Source organism: Streptomyces nigra, from assembly GCF_003074055.1.
In the GTDB taxonomy this organism is placed as follows: domain Bacteria; phylum Actinomycetota; class Actinomycetes; order Streptomycetales; family Streptomycetaceae; genus Streptomyces; species Streptomyces nigra.
Genome location: NZ_CP029043.1, coordinates 3,448,498 through 3,467,071 on the forward strand (window position 1 = coordinate 3,448,498; position 18,574 = coordinate 3,467,071).

Consider the following 18,574-nt stretch of genomic DNA (forward strand, 5'->3'; position numbering starts at 1 on the left):
GACCGGTCGGACCGGTCAGCGGCCGCCGTTGTACGGCCCGTAGGGGCCGTCGCTGCTGGAGCCGCCCCGGCGCGTGCGGCCGCCGCCGGACAGACCCCGCAGGGCGGGGCGGACGTCGACCATGTACACGATCGTCGCGATGAGGCCGATGATCGGCAGGAACGACAGGATGTTGAAGATCAGGTTCACCACGAAGGCGAGCCCGAGGATGATCAGCCAGAAGGCCTTGCTCTGCTTGTCGACCGCCCGGTAGGCGTCCTCCCGGCGGACGGCGGCGTCGATCAGCGCGAAGCCGCTGAAGAGGATCAGGGCCACGCTCAGCAGCCACATGAACCCCGCGAAGCCCTGCATCAGCACAACGTCCACCACCTGAATCAGCTTGTGTCTACGCGGTCACCGTACCCGCATCCGCAGGACCGTTACCCGGAGAACGGGCCGCGCACTCGGTAAGTGCCCGGCCCGTCCCCGTGGCCCTGCTCCGCCCGTCCGCTACTTGGCCGGAGGGGTGGTCTTCTTCGCGGTGGCCTTCTTGGCCGGAGCCTTCTTGGCCGGGGTCTTCTTCGCCGCGGCGGCGGCCGGCTCGGTCCGGACCGGGGTCGGCCCGGCCGGGGCGGCGGGCCTGGCGGCCGCGGGCGCCGGCTTCTCGTCCTTGACCTCGACCGGCTTGGCGTCCGGCTCGACGGCGATCGCGAACTCCTCGATCTCCTCGGCCGCCTCGCCGCGCCAGGTGCGCACGGCCTGCTCGCCGTGCTCGGCGACCTTCTCGTAGGTCTCACGGGCCTTCACGGCGTACTCGGCGGCGACGCCGATGGTGCGCAGCGCGAGGTCCTGGGCGCTCTCGCCGAACTTCTTCAGGTCGGCGTCGAGGTTGCTGCCGAACTTCTTGAAGTCGGCGTCCAGGCTGGTGCCCAGCTTCTTGATGTCGGTGTCCAGGCTGCTGACAAGCTCGGTGACCTTGGCCTGCAGGGCCTCCTGGGCCTCCTTGGCCTTGGCGCCGGCCTCCTTGGCGCGGGCGGCGGCCTTCTCCTGGACGGCCTTGGGGTCGGTGTTGCGCACGGCCTCGAACCGCGACGGCGCCTCGGTGCGCAGCTGCTCCACCAGTCCGGGCACCTTCTTGGCCTGCTGGAGGGCGAGGTCGGCGGTGCCGGCGGCGAAGTAGAGCGGGGTCGGGTCGCTGAGGGTCTTGCGCAGGTCGTCGGTGATGGCCATGGTGATGGTCCTCCCGGGTCGCTATCGGATGAGGGTTTTGGGTACCCGCGGCCGGCCGGACGGCCGACACCTGCGGAGCGGCCGACGCACGGGGTGCGTACGGCGGTCCACGGTCAGCCGGCCGACTGCTGCGGGCCGGTCTCGTTCTCCGGGCCGGCGTCGTCGCCGTCGGACGTACGTTTCGTGCGGGTCGATCGGGTCGTACGGGGCGTGCGGGTGGCTCGGGCCGGACGGCCACCGGTGCCCTCGCCGTCACGGTCGGGGTCCGTGCCGTCCCCCGGGTCGCCGGCCAGGTCCTCCACGGCGTCGGCGATCCGCTCGGCCGCTTCCGCCTCCACGTCCTCGGGGGATATCCCGAAGCCGTTCTCCTTGCGGAAGGACTCGTAGATCTGGAGCAGCACCTGCTTCTGGCGCTCGGTCAGGGTCGGGTCGGCCAGGAGCGCGGCACGCGTCTCCACCTCGTCCCGGTCCCGCTCGGCGTCGAGGATGCCGGCGCGGACGTACAGCGTCTCCGCGGAGATCCGCAGGGCCTTGGCGACCTGCTGCAGCACCTCCGCGGACGGCTTGCGCAGCCCGCGCTCGATCTGGCTCAGGTACGGATTGGACACCCCGGCGGCATCGGCGAGCTGCCGCAGCGACAGCTGCGCGGTGCGCCGCTGCTCGCGCAGATACTCGCCGAGATTGCCGACGTTGAGCGATGCCATGCCTCCACTGTGCCGCACCCTCGCTAACTATTGCAAGCACCCGCTTGCAAAAGTGCGCCACACCACCCGGGCGGAGCCGGTGCGGCTCGCCACGGCTGTCCGTTCTCAGTAGATGTGGCGAGTCCCAGTGGTTCTGGCAAACAACTTGGCGGAGTCCTGGCGAAGCTGGCCAGCCTGTTGTCCCGCCTCGCTGAAACCGGCGGATTCCCACTCATTCTCCTTCGCACTGTCGGGTTCTCTTTGCGTAGCGCTCTGAGCGGCTGTCCGCTCTCGTTCCAGTGGCTGGTCAGAGCCCCTGTGGATCAAAATCCAAGTGCGTATGAGCTGGTTCACACTCGTATACTCGTGCGAGCTCATGGAGGGGGAGGTGGAGACAGTGAAGCTTGCTGAGGCACTGGCAGAACGTGCAGAAGCGACGCGCCGTGTAGAACAGTTGCGAGCGCGCGTCGTCAGCAGTGCGCGGTACCAGGAGGGGGAGACGCCCGCCGAGGACGCCGCCCAGTTGCTGGCTGAGGCCGGTGAGGTGCTGAGCGCTCTGGAAACGTTGATCCGGCGGATCAACCGGACCAATGCCACCGTGGAGATGGGTTCGGACGGCACGCTCACCGATGCCCTCGCACGCCGGGATGTCCTGCGGTTGCGTCACTCCGTGGTCACCGCGGCGGCTGACGCGGCGGCGGGTAGCGGCGAGCGGGGATATGGCCGACAGCTTCGGTCCGAGCTGATGATGCTTTCCGCGCTTCCCGTGGCGGAACTGCGCGGTCAGGCGGATGTTCTCGCGCGGGAGATCCGCGAGGTCGATATACGGATCCAGCGTACGAACTGGGAGGCGGATCTGCTGGACTGAGTAGTCCAGCAGGCGGGGACGATGTGGAGCAGGTAGCAGCTTCGGAAGCGTGCACACACCGAGGGCCGGCGGTTCTCCGGCCCACTCCTGGCGCGTGAAGAGCAACGCGGGGGTTCGACTCCCCATCGACAGTGCAGCTCAGCACGGCGTACAGGTAAAAGTGCACATCGCACAGCACATCACCACGTGCAGATCCGAAGCGGTGAGGGCGGGTTCGGGGTTTTCCACATCGCAGCACCATGGACAGCGGCGATCCGAGTGCAACGGGGGCGTGAGGATGACTGATCCGTACATCATTCTCAACGAACTCGCCCAAGAGCTTCGGCCGATGCCACAGGGAATCGAGTGGTTCGAGGGCCTCTCGACTGAGGAGCAGTCCAACACCCTGCGCCTCCTGTCACATTTCTGCATTCAGGCCCGCGCCACCGCCGAGGACGGCCCGGAAAGTATCCGACGCGCCGGGCTTCGCGCCACGCACACACCGGCAGTTCTGATCACACGAGGGCGGATCGACCAACAACTCGGAAAGATCGCCAGTCTCAACCCGCACGACGAGCGCCTCAAGTCATTCCGGCTACTGATCGCGGTGCTGGCCGTCGCCGACGAACGCCGACGAGAGCGCTTCTGCTCCGACGGTTGCGGCCACGCGTGGCATCGCTTGTCTGTCGAACCCCGAAGCCTCGGCCTGATCCCTCGCGCTTTCGCGCCTACCGGACCAGTGGGCGGAGGGGAAACATCGCGCTCAGTCTCGGCAGTTTGCGCATCGCCTCGTCTTCGCATCGCACGTCCCACTGCTCGCCGCGCGGCCCTGGATTGCCGCCTACAGCGCCCTGCTCGGCTTCGACGGCTTCATAGAATGCGTCGCCGCCGTCGTCATCCGCGCGAGTGAGTAGTCCATACGCCTCCATGGCGACGTAGTCGAGAGACTCCCACTCCGGCCAGTCGTCGTTCCAGAGCTCCCGAGGGCGACCCATCAGGCACTGAACCTCTGGAGTGTCGGCCAGAGCGTCGGGATCGATCATTGCCTGCTCGAAGGCTTCCCGACCGAGCCCCACCATCCACAGGCCGAAGTAGCAGAATCCGTCGTCCGAACACCAGCCCCCGAAGATCCGCTCCGCAGCAGCCCAGAGATCCCAGGTGAAGGCTTCGTGCGTCACTTCGTCCAGGCGAACCTGGAACTGCACGATCTCTGTCAGCGGCCTCCGCGACAACTCGTCACGCAACCACGTCAGCCGTTCGTCCCGGCCCCGCGTCTGCCGTCGGCATTCTTCGATGAGCTTCCAGAAGGAATCGATGTCCACGGCGGCACTGTGCCAGACACCTCTGACGCCGCAGGGTCGGCGAACTATGTTCGAGCAGTGGAGAACACGGAGATCATCATCAAGCTCACCTCTGATGAAGCGCTGGTCCTGTCGGACCGGCTGGAGCGAGTGCAGATGACGGACCTCAGCCGTCTCGTCGACGACGAGGCCGTCCGGGCGCCGATTCATAGGCTGGCCGGAACGCTCGACAAGTCCCTGACTGGGATCTTCGCAGCGACTATGGCGAACGCCTGGACCCGGCGCGTCGCAGGCTTCGACCCGCCTCAGACGATCTCGCCAGTGATCATGAAGACTCTGACTGAGCTGGCTCGCAGCATCACTCACATGAGGGGTTTCGGCCCAAAACTTTTGGTGGATTCCCCAGGTCAGAGACACCTCCTCGATCCAGATCTTTTGGGAACGGACAGCAGTCGCCTCACCTTCAGCGGGGACGAGTGGGATCACTAGGCTCCTAGCCATGGCCGACGATCTCGGATTCACCTGCACGTGCTGCGGCAGGCACCACGGCGAGCTGCCGATGAACTACTCCGCCGCCGCCCCCTACGTCTGGGACCCGCGTTTCGCCGACGCCCCCGACTGCCTGCTCTCCTCGGATCAGTGCGTCATCAAGGCGCAGCACTACTTCGTCAAGGGCCTGATCGAGATACCGGTCATCGACAGCGAAGAGGTGTTCTCCTGGGCTGTCTGGGTCTCTCTCAGCCGTGAGAACTTCTCCCGCTCGGCCGACCTGTGGGACACGCCAGGACGCGAGTCGGAGAAGCCGTACTTCGGCTGGCTCACCACCGATCTGCCGATCTACTCCCCCAGCACCATCAACCTGCGGACCCACGTCCACACCCGTCCGGTCGGCGAGCGGCCCTCGGTCGAGCTGGAACCCACCGACCACCCGCTCGCCGTCGAACAACGGACCGGCATCACCATGGAACGGGTGCGCGAGATCGCCGAGGCCGTGCTGCACTCCACCGACAGTGCTCCGCGTGACGAACCTGAGGGCGCCCGCTGGGTCGTGTCCGTAAAGTCGCGTCGTCCGCCCGTAGGGCGGGCCGAGCGGCGTCCGGTGCGTGCTCTGGGGGTACCCCCTGCTCGAAGAGCTGGGGGGAGTGCCGGACGGGCTCCCGCGTACTGGTTGTACGCGGGTGGCCGGCCGGTGCGGCGAGTGGGGGTCCCCCCTGCTCGAAGAGCTTGGGGGAGTGCCGGGCGTCGAACGGCAGGCGGGACTTTGCGGACACGGCCTAGCCGCAGACCTCTGCCACGGCACAGTCCGGGCCCCGAAGGGGGCACCTGTCCTACGAGATCAAAGGGCCGGTGACCCGCTCTTCCGGCCCCCGCCCGCGATCCACTCCTCCAGGACCGTGAAGTCGTGGTCGGTGAGGCCGTGGCGGTGGTCGACCCGGTGCAGGAGGGCCGGGGAGGGATGGTGCGCGGCCACATAGACGCGGTCCACATCGGTGATCTCGTCGTCCACCCAGACGAACGCCCGGCCCGCCGCCCAGGCCACCAGCGGCCGTGTCTTCCAGTGCGGGGCACGCTTCCCGAGCCATGGCTCGGCGTCCTCGTCCGGCCAGTCGACGAGGCGGAGCGGGGGCAGGCCGAGCCAGGGCGCGAGGGCGGAGTTCGCGTCGTCCAGCCAGGTCGTGGCCCAGACGAGCTCGCAGCCCAGCTTCGCGAGCCGTCGCAGACGGGTGCCCAGCGTGGGGTCCACGCGGGCGAGCAGCGGGTGGGCGGGTGGTCCGGGCAGGGTGCGGGGTGCTTCGTACAGGGGGTACGGCCGCTGCGACCCGAAAGGGATGAGCGTGCCGTCGACGTCGAGGAACAGAAGCATCGAAAACAGGATCGCCCTTGGGCGGTCCCTGCGCTACCGTCGACCGCATGACTGCCGGGTCGGCCTTGTGCCGTGAGCGAGTTGGGTGTTGCCCGGCCTCTGAGTGAGGCCATGGGCGCGGGCCAGGAGCCCGCCTTTTCTCTTCGCTTCCCTCCCAGACGGAGACCGACGAAGAGAAGACGAAGAGAAAGAGACCAGACACCCCGCATGCCCCATGACTTCAATCAGCAGGTCATCGAGGAGTTCCGCGCCAACAAGGGCCGCGTGGGCGGCCCCTTCGAAGGCGGCCGGCTGCTCCTCCTCACCACCACCGGCGCCCGCACCGGGCGCCCCCACACCACCCCGGTCGCCTATCTCCCGGACGGCGGCGAACGCGTCCTGGTCATCGCCTCGGCCGCCGGGTCGTCGAAGCACCCGGCGTGGTTCCACAACCTCGTCGCCCACCCCGAGGTCACCGTGGAGTCCGGGGCGTTCACCTACCCGGCGCGCGCGGTCGTCCTGCAGGGCGAGGAACGGGACCGGGCCTTCGCGCGGGCCGTGGAGGCGGACCCCGGCTGGGCCGCCTACCAGGAGCGGACGGAACGCGTCATCCCCGTGGTCGCCCTGTACGAGATCACGCAGGGCCCGCCGAACATCAACGCCTCCTCCATGGGCGAGGCCATCAAGGTCGTGCACGACGCCTTCCGCCGTGAACTCGCCATCATCCGCGACGAGATGGCGAAGGGCGGCTCCACCCTGGGCGCCCAGTTGCGCGTCAACTGCCTCACGTTCTGCCAGGGCCTGCACAACCACCACACCGGCGAGGACACCGCGCTGTTCCCGTTCCTCGCCGACCGCCACCCCGCCCACGCCCCCGTGCTGGACCGTCTGCGCGAGGAGCACGAGCACATCGCCGACCTCGTGGAGCGGCTGCGCCGGGCCGTCGGGGAGGAGGGCTCGGCGAACGGGCGGGATGCGGCGCGGGACGAGGTGGCCCGGCTGACGGCGGAGCTGGAGGCCCATCTGACGTACGAGGAGGAGCAGTTGATACCGCTCCTCGACGCCGCCGGCTGACGGACGCGCGCTCGGGAGGCCGCCGTGCCGCCGTTCAGAAGGGCAGCGGCCTCCCGTGCACCACCTCCAGCCCGGCCACCGCGCGCGTCAGCACCACGTACAGCCGGTGCAACCCGCGCTCCTCCGCCTCCGCGATCGCTGCCGGCTCCACGGCGACGACGTGGTCGTACTCCAGTCCCTTCACCTCGCGCGCCGGTACGACGACCACCCGCTCCCCCGGCTCGTCCGCCGGCCCCGCCCGGATCCCGGCCGCCGCCAGCGCCTCCCGCACCCGGGCCACGTCCGCGTCGGCCGCGATCACCCCGATCGATCCCTCACACCCCAGCGCGTCCCGGACCGCCCCCACGACGGCACCCGCCAGGTCGTCCCCGGCCGCCCGGAACCGCAGCTCCCCGTCGGCGCGCAGCGAGCGGGCCGGCGGCACGGACACCGCAAGCCGCGCCAGCAGCCGGTCCGCCAGCTCCAGGATCGCGCGCGGCACCCGGAACCCGGTGGTCAGCGGGACGACCACGGCGTCCGGCTTGCCCAGGTGCGCCATCGCCGACGCCCAGTCCCGCGCCGCCCACGGCGTCGTCCCCTGCGCCAGGTCCCCCAGCACGGTCAGCGAGCCGAACGGCGAGCGGCGCGCGATCGCCCGGCACTCCATCGGCGACAGGTCCTGCGCCTCGTCGACGACGACATGCCCGTACCCCTCCGGGCGCTCGATCAGCCCGGCGACCTCGTCCAGGAGGACCAGGTCGGCGGCCGACCAGCGGGCCGACTTCCCCGAGCGCGGCGGTCTCGCCCAGAGCAGCGCCTTCCGTTCGTCGTCATCGAGGACCCCGTCAGAGACGTCCGCCAGCACCTCCGGATCCGTGAACAGCTCGGCGACGACCTCCTCCGGCCGCACCTTCGGCCAGACGGCCTCCACATACGCGCCGACCGCGCGCCCCCGCGACACCCGCTGCGCCCAGGCGGCGGTCTGCGGCCCGGCCCGCCGCTCGGCCTGCTCGCGCAGAAGCCGTACGGCCCGGGACCGCACCCGCTCCCGCCCCACCTCGTACGGCGGTTCCTCCGCGCGGACGCCCTCGACGATCCCCCGCAGCGCGTCCACCGGGACCCGCCACCGGTAGGAACCGTCGGCCACGACGACCGGGGCCAGGCCCTCGGCCCGCCCCACGCGCACGTACAGCGCCCGCCGCAGCACCTCCGCCATCCGGACGTCGTGCTTCAGCCGGGCGGCTCGCTCGTCGTCGGTCCCGCGGACCGGATGCCGGGCGATCTCGCCGGCCAGCGTCGACTGGCGCACCCCGGTCTCGCCCAGCGCGGGCAGCACCTCGGAGATGTACGACAAGAAGGTCGGGTTCGGCCCCAGGATCAGCAGTCCGCCACGGCGGATGCGCTGCGGGTGGGTGTAGAGCAGATAGGCGGCCCGGTGCAGGCCGACGGCGGTCTTGCCGGTGCCCGGGGCGCCCTGCACACACAGGGAGACGGCGAGGTCGCCCCGTACGAGGTCGTCCTGCTCGGGCTGGATGGTGGCGGCGATGTCCCGCATCGGCCCGACGCGCGGCCGCTCGATCTCCCGTGCGACGATCTCGCTGACCCGCGACTCCCCCCGGTCCAGATGCTCGTCCTCCAGCCCGGTGAGGTCGCCGGAGTCGCCCCTGCTGCCCGGCGCCCATCCGAAGCGCCGCCGTACGGCCACGCCCTGCGGGTCGCGGGCGGAGGCCTGGTAGAAGGCGCGGGCCACGGGGGCACGCCAGTCGACGACGAGGGGCAGGTCGGCGGGGTGCTCGCTGATCCGCAGCCGGCCGATGTGCAGGGCGGTCTGCCGCTCGCCGTCCGTGAAGTCCAGCCGCCCGAAGAACAGCGGCCCCTCGGGCAGTTCGCGCAGCGCCTTGGCCTGACCGCGCAGCCGCCGCCCCAGCACCTCGGCGTCGGCGCCGGAGGCGGAGGCCTGCTCGCCGATGACCACCTGGTGGTCGGCCCCGTCGGCCATCGCGGCGAGGCCGGCACGGCAGCGGTCGTGATGGGCGCGCTCGTCCAGGAGCACGGTGTGCAGGTCGTCGGCGGAGGGGTCGGCAGGCGTCATGCCGCCACCCTACCCCGAAAAGGCAACTCGGTTAAATTATTTACCGTAACTCACCGAGTGTGCGCCGCCAGCTCCGGAAGCCCGGCCTCAAGCCACCCGAACGCCCGCTCCGCCGCCGCGATCGCATCCCTCCTGACCTCCTCCAACGGCTCCCCCGCCTTGATCCGGCGCCAGTTCTCCTCCGCGAGGATCCGCCGTACGGCCACGATCTGCCCGGCCGCGAGCCGCGCGTCCAGCCCGCCGCCGAGCGCCTCGGCGAGCGCGGTCTCGGAGCGCTCGAGGTAGGCGTACATCCGGGCGACGAGGGCCGGTGTGCCGTAGACGAGCGAGTGGAAGGCGAGCACCTGCGGGTGGTCGTCGAGCCCGGTGATGGGGTCCCCGCGCTCGATCGCGTCGAGGAAGTCCCGCCGCAGCGCCTCGACGGGCGATCCCTCCGCCGCGGCCACGACGCGCGCGGGCTCCTCCTCGTGATCGGCGATCCGGTACAGCACGAGGTCCTCCTTGGCCGGGAAGTACCGGAAGAGGGTCGGCTTGGAGATCTCGGCGGCGGCGGCCACCTCGGCGACGGACACGGCGTCGAAGCCCTTCTCCAGGAAGAGCCGGATGGCCGTCTCGGAGACGGTCTCGTACGTACGCCGCTTCTTGCGTTCCCGCAGGCCGGGGGCGGGGGTGCTGTCGTCGCTCATGAACGCGAGCCTACGCGCCGGGCACGCACGGGCCCCAGCCGTCCGGACGGCTCAGCCGCGATGCCTGCGGTGCCAGTCGCGCAGCGAGCGTGCCACGGCCGTCAGGGTCGGCACCTCGTCCAGGCCGAGCGGCACGGCCGCCCGCTCCAGCACCCGCTGGACCTTCACCGACTCGGTGAACCAGCGCCCCCAGTTCAACGCCCGCCCGTCGCCGAGGACCTGGGTCGCCCGAATGACGTCGGTGAAGACGCTCTGGGCCCGCTTGAAGTCCCGCAGCCGGGGCAGGTCGTCCCGCCAGCCGTCGGTGCTGCCGGGCGCGGACCGCTCCGCGACCGCCAGCCAGCCCTCGATCACCCGGGCCTCCTGTGCGGCCGGGTAGCCCATGAGGTGCAGATGCGTGGCGAGGTCGTACAGCGGGTCGCCCAGCATGGCCAGTTCCCAGTCGATGACCCACAGCCGGCCGACGGGATCCAGGACGAAGTTCTCCCGGTGCAGGTCGGCGTGGAGCAGGCTGAACGGCCGCCGCGTGAGACCGGGGACGAGGACGTGCTTGCGCAGCCGCCCGAACGATTCGTCGTCCACCCCGAGCGCGGCGAACAGCCCGCCGAACGCGTCCAGGTTGTCCTCGTACACCCGCTCCTCGGCGAACCGGATCAGTCCGTCCAGGAACCCGGCGCAGTCCCGGTCCTCGGCCCGGTCCTCCGCCAGACAACGGCGCTCGGCCCGTACGGTGCCCGGCGCGACGGCGATCAGCTCGCCGAAGAGCCGGAGGATCTGGTCGAGCACATGCTCCGGGACGGGCCGCCCGGGACCGTGCACGGCCCCGAGGGTGCGCCCCTCGATGAACCTCTGCAGCCGGATGTCCCCGATTTCAACGAACCCCGGGATACGGGAGACAAGTCCCTGCAAGGTCGCCAGCAGCTGTTCCTCCGAGAGGAAGCACCGCCGGTCGAACCACAGCAGATGGTCCCGGGGGGCACGGCACTTGACCCGGCGTGCCTCGGACTCACCATCACCAGCGGCACCGGGCAGGGCGATCTCATATGTCTCGTGGTGGTAGCCCTGGAGCGGACCCTCGACCGCGCCCGAGTCGCCACTGCTCAACTGGACGGCCTCTTCGGCGGCAAGTTGTCTGGCAAAGGATGTACTCCGCGCTCGTAGACACCCTCCCAGGCTCGCTGTGAACAAGCGCATGCCCGCGTGACGTCCGAGCCAGAGCTCAGGGCCCGCCTGATTGGGCGGGAGGTTGGTTTGTCGGCGCGAGTTCACGTGCTGCGTTCCAAAGTGTCTCGAAAAACTCCTGACGACGCCTGATCATCATGCGGTCGTGGGCCCCGCCGTCCGGTGACCATCGGGTCAGGAGGGAGTCGTAACCGATGAGGTCGAGGAGACGGCCGTCCACCGGAGCGGAACCAGGCTGGGCGGGGCCGCCGGTGGTCCAGGGTTCAGGACGGAGGTCGATCTTGTCGTAGATCCCCTCGTACACCCGGTCGTTGATGAAGTAGAGCTTAAGAGAGGGCGACATGTGCAGGACTCGGAACTCGACGGTCAGGGTCCCTTTGTTCGCAACGGCCATCCGGCCCCTCTGCTCCCTCAGGCTTCTCTCGTAATCCGTGATCTTGCGTCTCAGTTCCGCGCGGAAAGCCGGCGAGTCGGAGATCTTCCCGTCCTCGCCCGCGAAACCCGGTACCTCGATCTGCCGGCTGAAGTCGGGCACCAGGACTCGTATGCTCACCTTGCGCTGCCTGTTCTCACCCAGGTCCTGGAGGAAGTTCTTCAGCGGGACGGCGAGTGTCTCCCCGGTGAAGGCCATCGCCGCCAGCCGGACGTCCCTGCCCTCGAGCGCCTCCTGGAACTCGCTCTCCAGTTCCCTCGGCGTGACGATCCTTCCCGAGTGCAGCCTCTGCATCTGGCTGTCCAGACGACCGTTAAGCCTCTGCACCTCCGCGTAGAGCACGTACCCCACGACGGTGACCAGCGCCCCGCCCAGATAGACCTTGTCCGCGAGCGCGTCCCCGACGGGCTTCACGAACTGCGCGACCAGCCCCACGCCGAAGACACCGGCAAGGAATAGCCGCGTGAGTGTGGGTTCCGCACGGCCCCAGCGAGCCGCCAGCCTGCCGCCCCACGACGGCCTCGTGTCCGACACCGATTCCCCCTGTGAGCCCCCGACTTGGATCGAACCCGCTCATGGTGCCGCTGATCCGACCTCTCAGGAAGAGGCCCTCGTCCTCACCACGGAATCATGGACGCGAGGTCCTCGAACCTGGTGATGACGACCGGGGCGCCCGCCTCGCGCAGCACCTTCGCTGCCTGCTCGTCGAAGGCGTATCCCATGAACGAGACTCCGGCCGCCTCCGCCGCCGCGAGGTCCGTCGCCGTGTCCCCGATCATCACGGCGTCCGCCGCGTCGGCGCCCAGCTGGCCCAGTGCGCGCAGCAGACAGTCCGGGTCGGGCTTCAGCCGCTTCGGATCGCCGGTACGGCCATGGATGCGGCCCCCGAAGCTCTTCGCGAGGCCCATCCGGTCCACGTATACCGCCACGGCTTGCGGCGAGTTGTTCGTGGTGACGGCCAGGCGTACCCGCTCCCTGGTCAGCAGCCGCACGAAGTCCACGGCGCCCTCAGTGGCCGGCGCGTCCCGTGCCGCGTCGATCTCGCCCCGGACGAGACACGCTTCGAGTGCGGCCAGCAGCGCGTCGTCGGAGCAGTGCAGGTCGACCGCTCGCAGTACGACCTGAGGGTCATCGGAGATCAACGCGTCGGCGGGCAGGGAGGCCATGGCCCCCCGTGTCGCGACGACCTTTCGCAGTTCGTCCGCGAGGGCGGCCGACCCGTTCGGGAACAACCGGCACAGCGGTCCGTCGAAGTCGAACAACACGCATCGGCCGCGGGAGATCCGCTCCGCCGTGGCCCGCAGCGCACGGAGTTCGGACGGGTTCCGGCGCGACGCCTCCCGTCGCACCGTCGTGGCTGGACCGGAACGTGAGTCCGTGCTGTGCCACGTCCTCAGGGCCTCCACGATCTCCTCCTCCGCAGGCAGCACGTCATCGAGCAGCAGAGGCTGCTGCGCGCGCCCCAGAGCGCGTCGCACCCGGCCTGCGGCCATCTTGAAGTGCTGGTCACCGGCGTCGGCCAGCAGGTCGAGCGCGGGGCGCATGATGTCGGTGTACACGGACTGGGCGTACTCGAAGGCCAGGTAGACCTCGAGGTCCTTCTGGAGTTCCGCCGTGAGGTCGGTGCGACCGGCCTCCGTCATGGCTCGCGTCCACAGCTCGACCATACGCGCGCGCTCCGCCGGTTCGTACCCCATACGGACGAGATGGGTCGCCAGGTCATGGAGCGGATCCCCGTACATCGCCAGCTCCCAGTCGATCACCGCCACACGCCCGCGGTGCACCAGGATGTTCGCGCGATGGACATCGGTGTGCAGGAGCGCGAAGGGGCGGGAGGCCAGGCCATGGTGGCGCTCCTTGAACCGTGCCATCGCATCATGCGGGATGCCGAGCGCTTCGAAGAGGGCACCGAAGCGCTCCCGGTTGGGTCGGTACACCTGTTGCTCGGTGAAGTTCACGAGCCAGTGCAGGAAGGCGTCGCCGTCCCCGTCGGCGGGCCAGTCCGCGGGGAGCGGGGGAAGCTCGTCGACCGGTACCTCGGCGGTCCTGACGAAGAAGGCGGCGAACTCCCGCATCAATCGCTCGTCGACGGCGCCTGCCGGGTTGCGCTCACTGAGCGCCTCTCCCCTGCGATACCGGTGCAGGGACCGTTCGCCTGATTCGCCGAGCACAGCGAGGCAGCGCGGCACCTCCGGCAGATGTCTGCAGACGACCTCCAGTACCTCGGCCTCGCTCGGCCAGATACGGGGAACGACTTCGACCGTCTTCAGGGGCACCCGGTACTTGGCACGGGTGAAGGGCGGAGCTCCCAGTGCCAGGCCAAGACGCAGTCCCAGCCGGATCACGTAATTGGTGTTGTGGTGGCCCTGGAGCACATCGGCCTCGCCCCGGAGCAGACGGGAGTCCAGAAGGCGGTGCGCCAGCGAAAGGCGCGCTCCGTGTGGCAGAGGAGGCACTGGCCGAGATTAGCGCCTGACGCTCACGGTTTTACGCACAAGTGCATAACTGTTCCGCCCTGATGAACCGTCGCGCACCCTGATTCGCGCACGTCCAGGCGGTGGTCACAGCTCAGTCCACCGGTGCCCGGTTCTGATGACGGCACGTCGCGGACAACTCGTTCGGCGCATTCCGGACAGCTGACCGAGTTTCGAGCCCAGGGCCGACCATCGTCGGCCGGCCCCCGGCTCGCTCGTCAAGCGGACTGCCGTACGGCCTTCAACACATCGAGGAAGTCCGTGACGATATGGGCAGCCCCAGCCTGGCGCAGTTGCTTCTCCTTGCGTTCGTCACGGGCGTAGCCCACGAACGGAACGCCGGCCTCCATGGCGGCCGAGTAGTCCGTCGGCGCGTCACCGATGAACAAGGCCTCGGACGGCGCCGCACCCATCGCGCTCAACGCCCGGTTCAGATAGTGCGGGTGGGGCTTGAGGTACTGGAGGTCCTGGGTGCGGCCGTATATGTGGGGCTGGAAGCGGTGCAGGAGGCGGCGGCCGGTGAGGTAGGTGCGGACGACCCGGGGGGAGTTGTTCGTGGCGACGGCGAGGCGGGCGCCGATCTCCGCCCAGGTGTGGATCAGGACGTCGGCGTACGCGGTGGGCATCGCGGAGGCGGAGGCGCGCAGCTCCTCCTGGGTGAGGCGTTCCTCCAGCTCGGCGACGAGGTCGCTGCCCGGGTGGCGGCGGTTCACGGCGCGCAGGACGACGTGCGGGTCGAGGGACTCCCGTTCGGCCTCGTCCAGCAGGCTGTGCAGTCCGCGTCCCTCGAGCCAGCTCACCAGGTCGCGTGCGACGCCCTCCGCCTTGTGCCCTGCGAAGAGCCGGCAGATCGGGCCGTCGAAGTCCCACACCACCACCCGCGCGCGCTCGACCAGGGCCGTCAGGTCGTCGGGTTCGGCGTCCGGGTGTGCTGCCACCGCTTCAGTGTGCGTCGTATCAGGAGTCACTAGGAGAGTGTCAGGTCAGTCGTGATGGTTTCCCAGAGGGCGTCGAACCACTTCTGCGATTCCTGCACGAACGCGGCGTCCCGCTGTCCGGCCTGCTCCACGAAGGAGAAGAGCAGGGACGTCGAGCCGAGGGCGTCGTACATGTCCAGGGTCCGGCTCTCGTACTCCTCCTGCCGCTCGGTGAGGACGTAGTAGCCGATCAGCGCCTCCGTGCCGTTGAGCAGATACAGCTTCACCGGTGGGGTGAACGGCAGCGCCCGGAAGGTGACGCGGACGTCGACGCCGACCGTGGAGCGCAGCGCCTGGAGGTTGTGGCGCAGCACGCGCGCCTGGGCGTTGCGCATCTCCAGCCACCGCTTGTGCACCGGGTCGTCGCCCTCGCCGCCGGCCACGGAGACCGGGAAGGCGAGCTGGATGGTGCGGGACGGCAGCAGGACGCGGACGTCGACGGATTCGGGGCGTATCGAACCCTCGTGGATCAGGCGGAGCGGTTCGCCGAGGGCGAGCATCAGGGTCTCGGAGGTGTGGCAGACGACGTCGATGCGGACGTGGGGCGCGGCGAAGGCCTCGGCCAGGCGGGGGGCGAGGCCGACCATCGTCGGCTGGGGAGCGCCCCGGGTGGGCGCGGGCAGGGCGATCCGCGGCGGGCTGCCCTTGCTGACATTGGTGAGCAGGCCGTCCTCCTGGAGGGCGCGCAGGGCCTGGCGCACGGTGCCGCGCTCCACGCCGAACTCCTCGGCGAGCTCGGCCTGCGTGGGCAGGCGGTCGCCGGCCTTGAGTTCCCCGACGCGGATGCGTTCCCGCAGGATGTCGGCGATCTCCTGCGGCGAGAGTCTCCTGCTGCCGTTCACGGCCACGTTCTCCTGAGTCACGACCAAACGCTACAACTTGTGCCCATCTAGCGGGAGTTGTTTGTAGCTTGTTTCAAAGTAGGCGCCAAGTGGGGACAACCTCTTCAGAGTTGGCACCAAGTTGGTTGAGTTGGCGGAAGTAATCCTTCCATCCCCGGAAGATCGAAGGGGGAAACACCGATGCCCGTTCTCGCACTCCTCTCCGCCGTCTTCGTCGTCGGCGTCGAGCAGCTTCTGCAGTGGAAGTACGGCGCCACCGGCCTCATCGGCCTGCTCCTCCTCACCATAGGCATCAAGGCCAGGAACCCGGCCGTCAGCTCCATCGGTGCCGCCGTCCTCGCCGTCCTCTTCTCGGGCCCGGCCCTGTGAGCCGTACGCGCGAGGGACTGTCGAAAGGCGCAGGCCGAACGCTGTGGGAGGCCGTCAGGTCGTGAGCGTCAGCTCCGAACTGATGGTCTCCCACAGTGCGTTGAACCACACGTGCGACTGCTCCACGAACGTCGTGTCGCGCAGTCCGGCCCCCTGCTCGAAGGCGAACAGCGTCGACTGGATGCCCGGGGCGTCGTACATCTCCAGCTGACGCTGCCCGATCTCGACCTCGCTGCGGGTCAGCGTGTAGTAGGCGAACAGCGCCTCCGTGCCGTTGAGCAGGTACAGCTTCACCGGCGGGGTGAACGGCAGCGCGCGGAAGGTGACCTGGACGTCGATGCCGTGCGTGGAGCGCAGGGCGAGCAGGTTGTGCCGGAGGACCTGGCCCTGGGCGTTGCGCTGGTCGAGCCAGCGCCGGCGCAGCTGGACGTCGAAGTCGCCGGACGCCTCGTCCACCGGCGTCGGGAAGGCGAGCGGGATGTCCCGGCTGGGCAGCAGGATCCGCACGTCGACCTTGGCCGGTTTCATATGCCCCGCGTGGATCCGGCGGAGCGGCTCACCGATGGCGAGGGTGAGCGAGACCGAGGTCAGGCACAGCGCGTCGATCTCGACGTGCGGGGCGGCGAAGGCGGCCGCGATACGCGGTCCGAGGGTCACCATGGTGGGCTGCGGCACGGCTTCCGGGCCGGTGACGGGCCTGCCCGGCTCGGGGGCCACGGTCGCCGGAGCGCCCTTGGAGGCGTTGGTGAGCAGGTGCTCGGACTGCAGGATGCGCAGGGCCTGCCGGACGGCTCCGCGCTCGACGCCGAACTCGTCGGCCAGCTTGGCCTGGGTGGGCATGCGCTGGCCCGGCCGCAGTTCGCCCGAGGTGATCCGGGCACGCAGCGCCGCGGCCACCTCCCGGTGTGAAGTCTGTGGCCGCTGTGACCTCTTCCGCCCAGTGGCGGAGGCGTGTTTCGGCTCCACGACCGAACATTACAACTTCCCGCCATCTTTGGGCAGTTCACCGGATGGTGGTTATAGGACGCGTCGAGACGGTCATAACTACAGTGAAGTTGGTCGCCAACTTCAGCGACATGGTCAAGCTTCAAGGAGTTGGCCATGAGTCGCCGCAGGTTCACCAGCTGGGCTCCCTTCCGGAGGGGAGCCGGGAGTCCGGTCGGTCCGCACAGCCACAACTTCACATCGACAACCGAACAGCGATCGCACAGCCACAACCGCATAGCAGCACGCACAGCCACAACTGAACAGCTCGCTACGGATGAGCGGACCCGTCACCCCCTCGTCGCAAGGAGGTTCAGAAGACGTCCGGGCACCACGGTCGCCTGGACGTACGCAGCAGGGCGTCGGCCGTCAGGGCGGCGCCCGCTCGCTCTTCCCGCACCCGCCCCAGCGCGACGAGCCGTACGACGGACTCGTCGCCGAGCCACAGCCGGCTCAGGTCGGCCACGTCGAGGGTCAGGTCCGCGGCGGCCGTGGTCGGCGCGCAGGACGCGCCGTCCGCGGCCGCCTCCAGCCGGAACCGCCCGCCCGACAGCCCGGAGCCGTCCACGACCTCCAGCACCAGCGCGCCCTGCCCGGCATAGGTACGCGCCTCCAGCGCCCGTACGACGTCCAGGACCCGCACCCACAGCCAGTCCGCCAGCGTCGTGATGCGCGCGGCCCGCGGATCGGGCAGATACAGGGGCAGCAGATCGTCGGGGGCCCGCCGGCCGCTCTTCACCGCGGTGATCCAGTCGATGGAGCACAGGTAGTGCCACAGGGAGCGCTCGGCCCGCGGGGTCGCCGCGATCAGCCAGTTCACGGTCGCCGTGTTGAGGGGCTGCTTGGAGTCGCCCCAGCGGTCGTCCGCCGTGTACGACACCAGCCCGTCGACCGCGCCGTCCGCCGAGCGGTACACGGCGAAGAACGGCTCGGTCCACGAGGACCCCTCCAGCACCAGCCCGCCGGTGTTCACCTGCCACCACCGGTCGTCCCGGTCGACGGCCCCCGGCTGCGCCCGGCGCACCCGCTCGAACAGCTCGGGACCCGCCTTGCGGACCTCGCCCGGGTCGACCAGTTCGATACGGCCGCCGTCCTCAGGCCCCGACCACCGGGGGTCGACCCCGGCGCGCAGCACGTCGACGGTCCACTCGGCCGTCCACGCGGCGGGCCCGAACCCGAAACGGCCGTAGATCGGGTACTCGGCGGCGATCAGCGTCGCGACGACGTCGCCGCGCTCCCGGGCGGCCGTCAGGTCCCGGGCCATCATCCGGCTGAGCAGACCGCGGCGGCGGTGGGTGGGGCTGACGGTGACGTTGGTGACCGCGTCGGCGGAGACGGCGGCGCCGCCGACGGCGGTGATCTCCTGCGCGAAGGACCGGAAGGTGGCCACACAGCGGCCCCCGTCGAAGGCACCGAGCGTGCGGGCCGGGTCGATGTACGACTCCCGGTCCGCGACCTCCGCATCGCTGACCCCCGGCGAGCGAAGGAACCCGGTCCTCATGGCCCGGCTCCACTCCGGGACGTCGCCCTCGGTCAGGGGGCGGATGTCGATGTCGCTGGGGGCTGCGGAACGGCTCATGGGGCCACGGTAGGTCGGGG

The 18,574-nt window shown here is 69.7% G+C and carries 18 protein-coding genes and 2 pseudogenes; 6 read left to right on the top strand and 14 right to left on the bottom strand.

What is annotated here, in order from left to right; translation table 11 throughout:
• Positions 1-15: 15 nt before the first annotated feature.
• From DC008_RS15815 to DC008_RS15825, 3 genes are all read right to left on the bottom strand, one after another.
• On the bottom strand, positions 16-351 hold the full coding sequence (locus DC008_RS15815) for a DUF2516 family protein (RefSeq protein ID WP_079033876.1): 336 nt from the start codon (positions 349-351) through the stop codon (positions 16-18).
• A gap of 138 nt (positions 352-489) precedes the next feature.
• The gene (locus tag DC008_RS15820; RefSeq protein ID WP_108707548.1) at positions 490-1,209 is read right to left on the bottom strand and encodes a hypothetical protein; all 720 of its coding nucleotides are present in this window, start codon (positions 1,207-1,209) and stop codon (positions 490-492) included.
• Positions 1,210-1,322: 113 nt separating this feature from the next.
• The gene (locus DC008_RS15825) at positions 1,323-1,913 is read right to left on the bottom strand and encodes a helix-turn-helix domain-containing protein (RefSeq protein WP_108707549.1); all 591 of its coding nucleotides are present in this window, start codon (positions 1,911-1,913) and stop codon (positions 1,323-1,325) included.
• A 376-nt stretch (positions 1,914-2,289) separates the two neighbouring features.
• On the opposite strand from DC008_RS15825, the gene DC008_RS15830 reads away from it, so the two are divergent.
• Positions 2,290-2,760, top strand: a complete 471-nt coding sequence (locus DC008_RS15830; protein ID WP_108710717.1) for a DIP1984 family protein — start codon at positions 2,290-2,292, stop codon at positions 2,758-2,760.
• A gap of 277 nt (positions 2,761-3,037) precedes the next feature.
• A pseudogene (locus DC008_RS35950) lies at positions 3,038-3,406 on the top strand (DUF5958 family protein); the annotation flags it as partial.
• A gap of 61 nt (positions 3,407-3,467) precedes the next feature.
• Here the strand turns inward: DC008_RS35950 and DC008_RS15840 are convergent.
• Complete coding sequence (locus DC008_RS15840; protein ID WP_108707550.1) at positions 3,468-4,061, bottom strand: DUF4240 domain-containing protein; 594 nt, start codon at positions 4,059-4,061, stop codon at positions 3,468-3,470.
• A gap of 57 nt (positions 4,062-4,118) precedes the next feature.
• On the opposite strand from DC008_RS15840, the gene DC008_RS36335 reads away from it, so the two are divergent.
• Complete coding sequence (locus tag DC008_RS36335) at positions 4,119-4,529, top strand: hypothetical protein (RefSeq protein ID WP_341867290.1); 411 nt, start codon at positions 4,119-4,121, stop codon at positions 4,527-4,529.
• A 70-nt stretch (positions 4,530-4,599) separates the two neighbouring features.
• Positions 4,600-5,052 (top strand): annotated as a pseudogene (locus tag DC008_RS15850) (DUF2199 domain-containing protein); the annotation flags it as partial.
• A gap of 324 nt (positions 5,053-5,376) precedes the next feature.
• Here the strand turns inward: DC008_RS15850 and DC008_RS15855 are convergent.
• Positions 5,377-5,904, bottom strand: coding sequence for an HAD domain-containing protein (locus DC008_RS15855; RefSeq protein WP_108707551.1), 528 nt, complete (start codon positions 5,902-5,904; stop codon positions 5,377-5,379).
• A gap of 207 nt (positions 5,905-6,111) precedes the next feature.
• On the opposite strand from DC008_RS15855, the gene DC008_RS15860 reads away from it, so the two are divergent.
• Positions 6,112-6,957 carry a nitroreductase/quinone reductase family protein gene (locus tag DC008_RS15860; protein ID WP_108707552.1) on the top strand — a complete coding sequence of 282 codons (846 nt, stop codon included), beginning with the start codon at positions 6,112-6,114 and terminating at the stop codon, positions 6,955-6,957.
• A 34-nt stretch (positions 6,958-6,991) separates the two neighbouring features.
• Here DC008_RS15860 and DC008_RS15865 read toward each other — a convergent pair whose 3' ends face one another.
• The 7 genes from DC008_RS15865 to DC008_RS15900 all read right to left on the bottom strand — a co-directional run bounded on the left by DC008_RS15865 (position 6,992) and on the right by DC008_RS15900 (position 15,649).
• Positions 6,992-9,028: a HelD family protein gene (locus DC008_RS15865; protein ID WP_108707553.1), complete on the bottom strand. Its 2,037-nt coding sequence runs from the start codon at positions 9,026-9,028 to the stop codon at positions 6,992-6,994.
• 50 nt (positions 9,029-9,078) lie between these two features.
• On the bottom strand, positions 9,079-9,714 hold the full coding sequence (locus DC008_RS15870; RefSeq protein WP_108707554.1) for a TetR/AcrR family transcriptional regulator: 636 nt from the start codon (positions 9,712-9,714) through the stop codon (positions 9,079-9,081).
• A 51-nt stretch (positions 9,715-9,765) separates the two neighbouring features.
• A complete protein-coding gene (locus tag DC008_RS15875) occupies positions 9,766-10,818 on the bottom strand; it encodes a phosphotransferase (protein WP_244221360.1) in 1,053 nt (350 codons plus the stop codon).
• 115 nt (positions 10,819-10,933) lie between these two features.
• A complete protein-coding gene (locus DC008_RS15880) occupies positions 10,934-11,863 on the bottom strand; it encodes an ATP/GTP-binding protein (RefSeq protein WP_164492313.1) in 930 nt (309 codons plus the stop codon).
• A gap of 83 nt (positions 11,864-11,946) precedes the next feature.
• Positions 11,947-13,785 (bottom strand): phosphotransferase, encoded by a 1,839-nt coding sequence (locus DC008_RS35955; RefSeq protein WP_244221361.1) that lies wholly within the window; start codon positions 13,783-13,785, stop codon positions 11,947-11,949.
• Positions 13,786-14,021: 236 nt separating this feature from the next.
• The gene (locus DC008_RS15895) at positions 14,022-14,771 is read right to left on the bottom strand and encodes an HAD family hydrolase (protein ID WP_244221362.1); all 750 of its coding nucleotides are present in this window, start codon (positions 14,769-14,771) and stop codon (positions 14,022-14,024) included.
• A complete protein-coding gene (locus DC008_RS15900; protein ID WP_063885510.1) occupies positions 14,771-15,649 on the bottom strand; it encodes a winged helix-turn-helix domain-containing protein in 879 nt (292 codons plus the stop codon). The genes DC008_RS15895 and DC008_RS15900 overlap by 1 nt, the downstream gene beginning before the upstream one ends.
• 153 nt (positions 15,650-15,802) lie before the next feature.
• Between DC008_RS15900 and DC008_RS15905 the strand changes: the two genes are divergently transcribed.
• A complete protein-coding gene (locus tag DC008_RS15905; protein WP_055624770.1) occupies positions 15,803-15,991 on the top strand; it encodes a hypothetical protein in 189 nt (62 codons plus the stop codon).
• A gap of 54 nt (positions 15,992-16,045) precedes the next feature.
• On the opposite strand, the gene DC008_RS15910 is transcribed toward DC008_RS15905, so the two are convergent.
• On the bottom strand, positions 16,046-16,957 hold the full coding sequence (locus tag DC008_RS15910; protein ID WP_108707557.1) for a winged helix-turn-helix domain-containing protein: 912 nt from the start codon (positions 16,955-16,957) through the stop codon (positions 16,046-16,048).
• A 331-nt stretch (positions 16,958-17,288) separates the two neighbouring features.
• Complete coding sequence (locus DC008_RS15915; RefSeq protein WP_108707558.1) at positions 17,289-18,554, bottom strand: GNAT family N-acetyltransferase; 1,266 nt, start codon at positions 18,552-18,554, stop codon at positions 17,289-17,291.
• Positions 18,555-18,574 lie beyond the last annotated feature (20 nt).

Excerpts from the sequence above, each read along its gene's own strand:
- DC008_RS15815 (WP_079033876.1), bottom strand. The coding sequence starts at position 351 with ATGCAGGGCTTCGCGGGGTTCATGTGGCTGCTGAGCGTGGCCCTGATC.
- DC008_RS15820 (WP_108707548.1), bottom strand. The coding sequence starts at position 1,209 with ATGGCCATCACCGACGACCTGCGCAAGACCCTCAGCGACCCGACCCCG.
- DC008_RS15825 (WP_108707549.1), bottom strand. The coding sequence starts at position 1,913 with ATGGCATCGCTCAACGTCGGCAATCTCGGCGAGTATCTGCGCGAGCAG.
- DC008_RS15855 (WP_108707551.1), bottom strand. The coding sequence starts at position 5,904 with ATGCTTCTGTTCCTCGACGTCGACGGCACGCTCATCCCTTTCGGGTCG.
- DC008_RS15860 (WP_108707552.1), top strand. The coding sequence starts at position 6,112 with ATGCCCCATGACTTCAATCAGCAGGTCATCGAGGAGTTCCGCGCCAAC.
- DC008_RS15865 (WP_108707553.1), bottom strand. The coding sequence starts at position 9,028 with ATGACGCCTGCCGACCCCTCCGCCGACGACCTGCACACCGTGCTCCTG.
- DC008_RS15870 (WP_108707554.1), bottom strand. The coding sequence starts at position 9,714 with ATGAGCGACGACAGCACCCCCGCCCCCGGCCTGCGGGAACGCAAGAAG.
- DC008_RS15905 (WP_055624770.1), top strand. The coding sequence starts at position 15,803 with ATGCCCGTTCTCGCACTCCTCTCCGCCGTCTTCGTCGTCGGCGTCGAG.
- DC008_RS15915 (WP_108707558.1), bottom strand. The coding sequence starts at position 18,554 with ATGAGCCGTTCCGCAGCCCCCAGCGACATCGACATCCGCCCCCTGACC.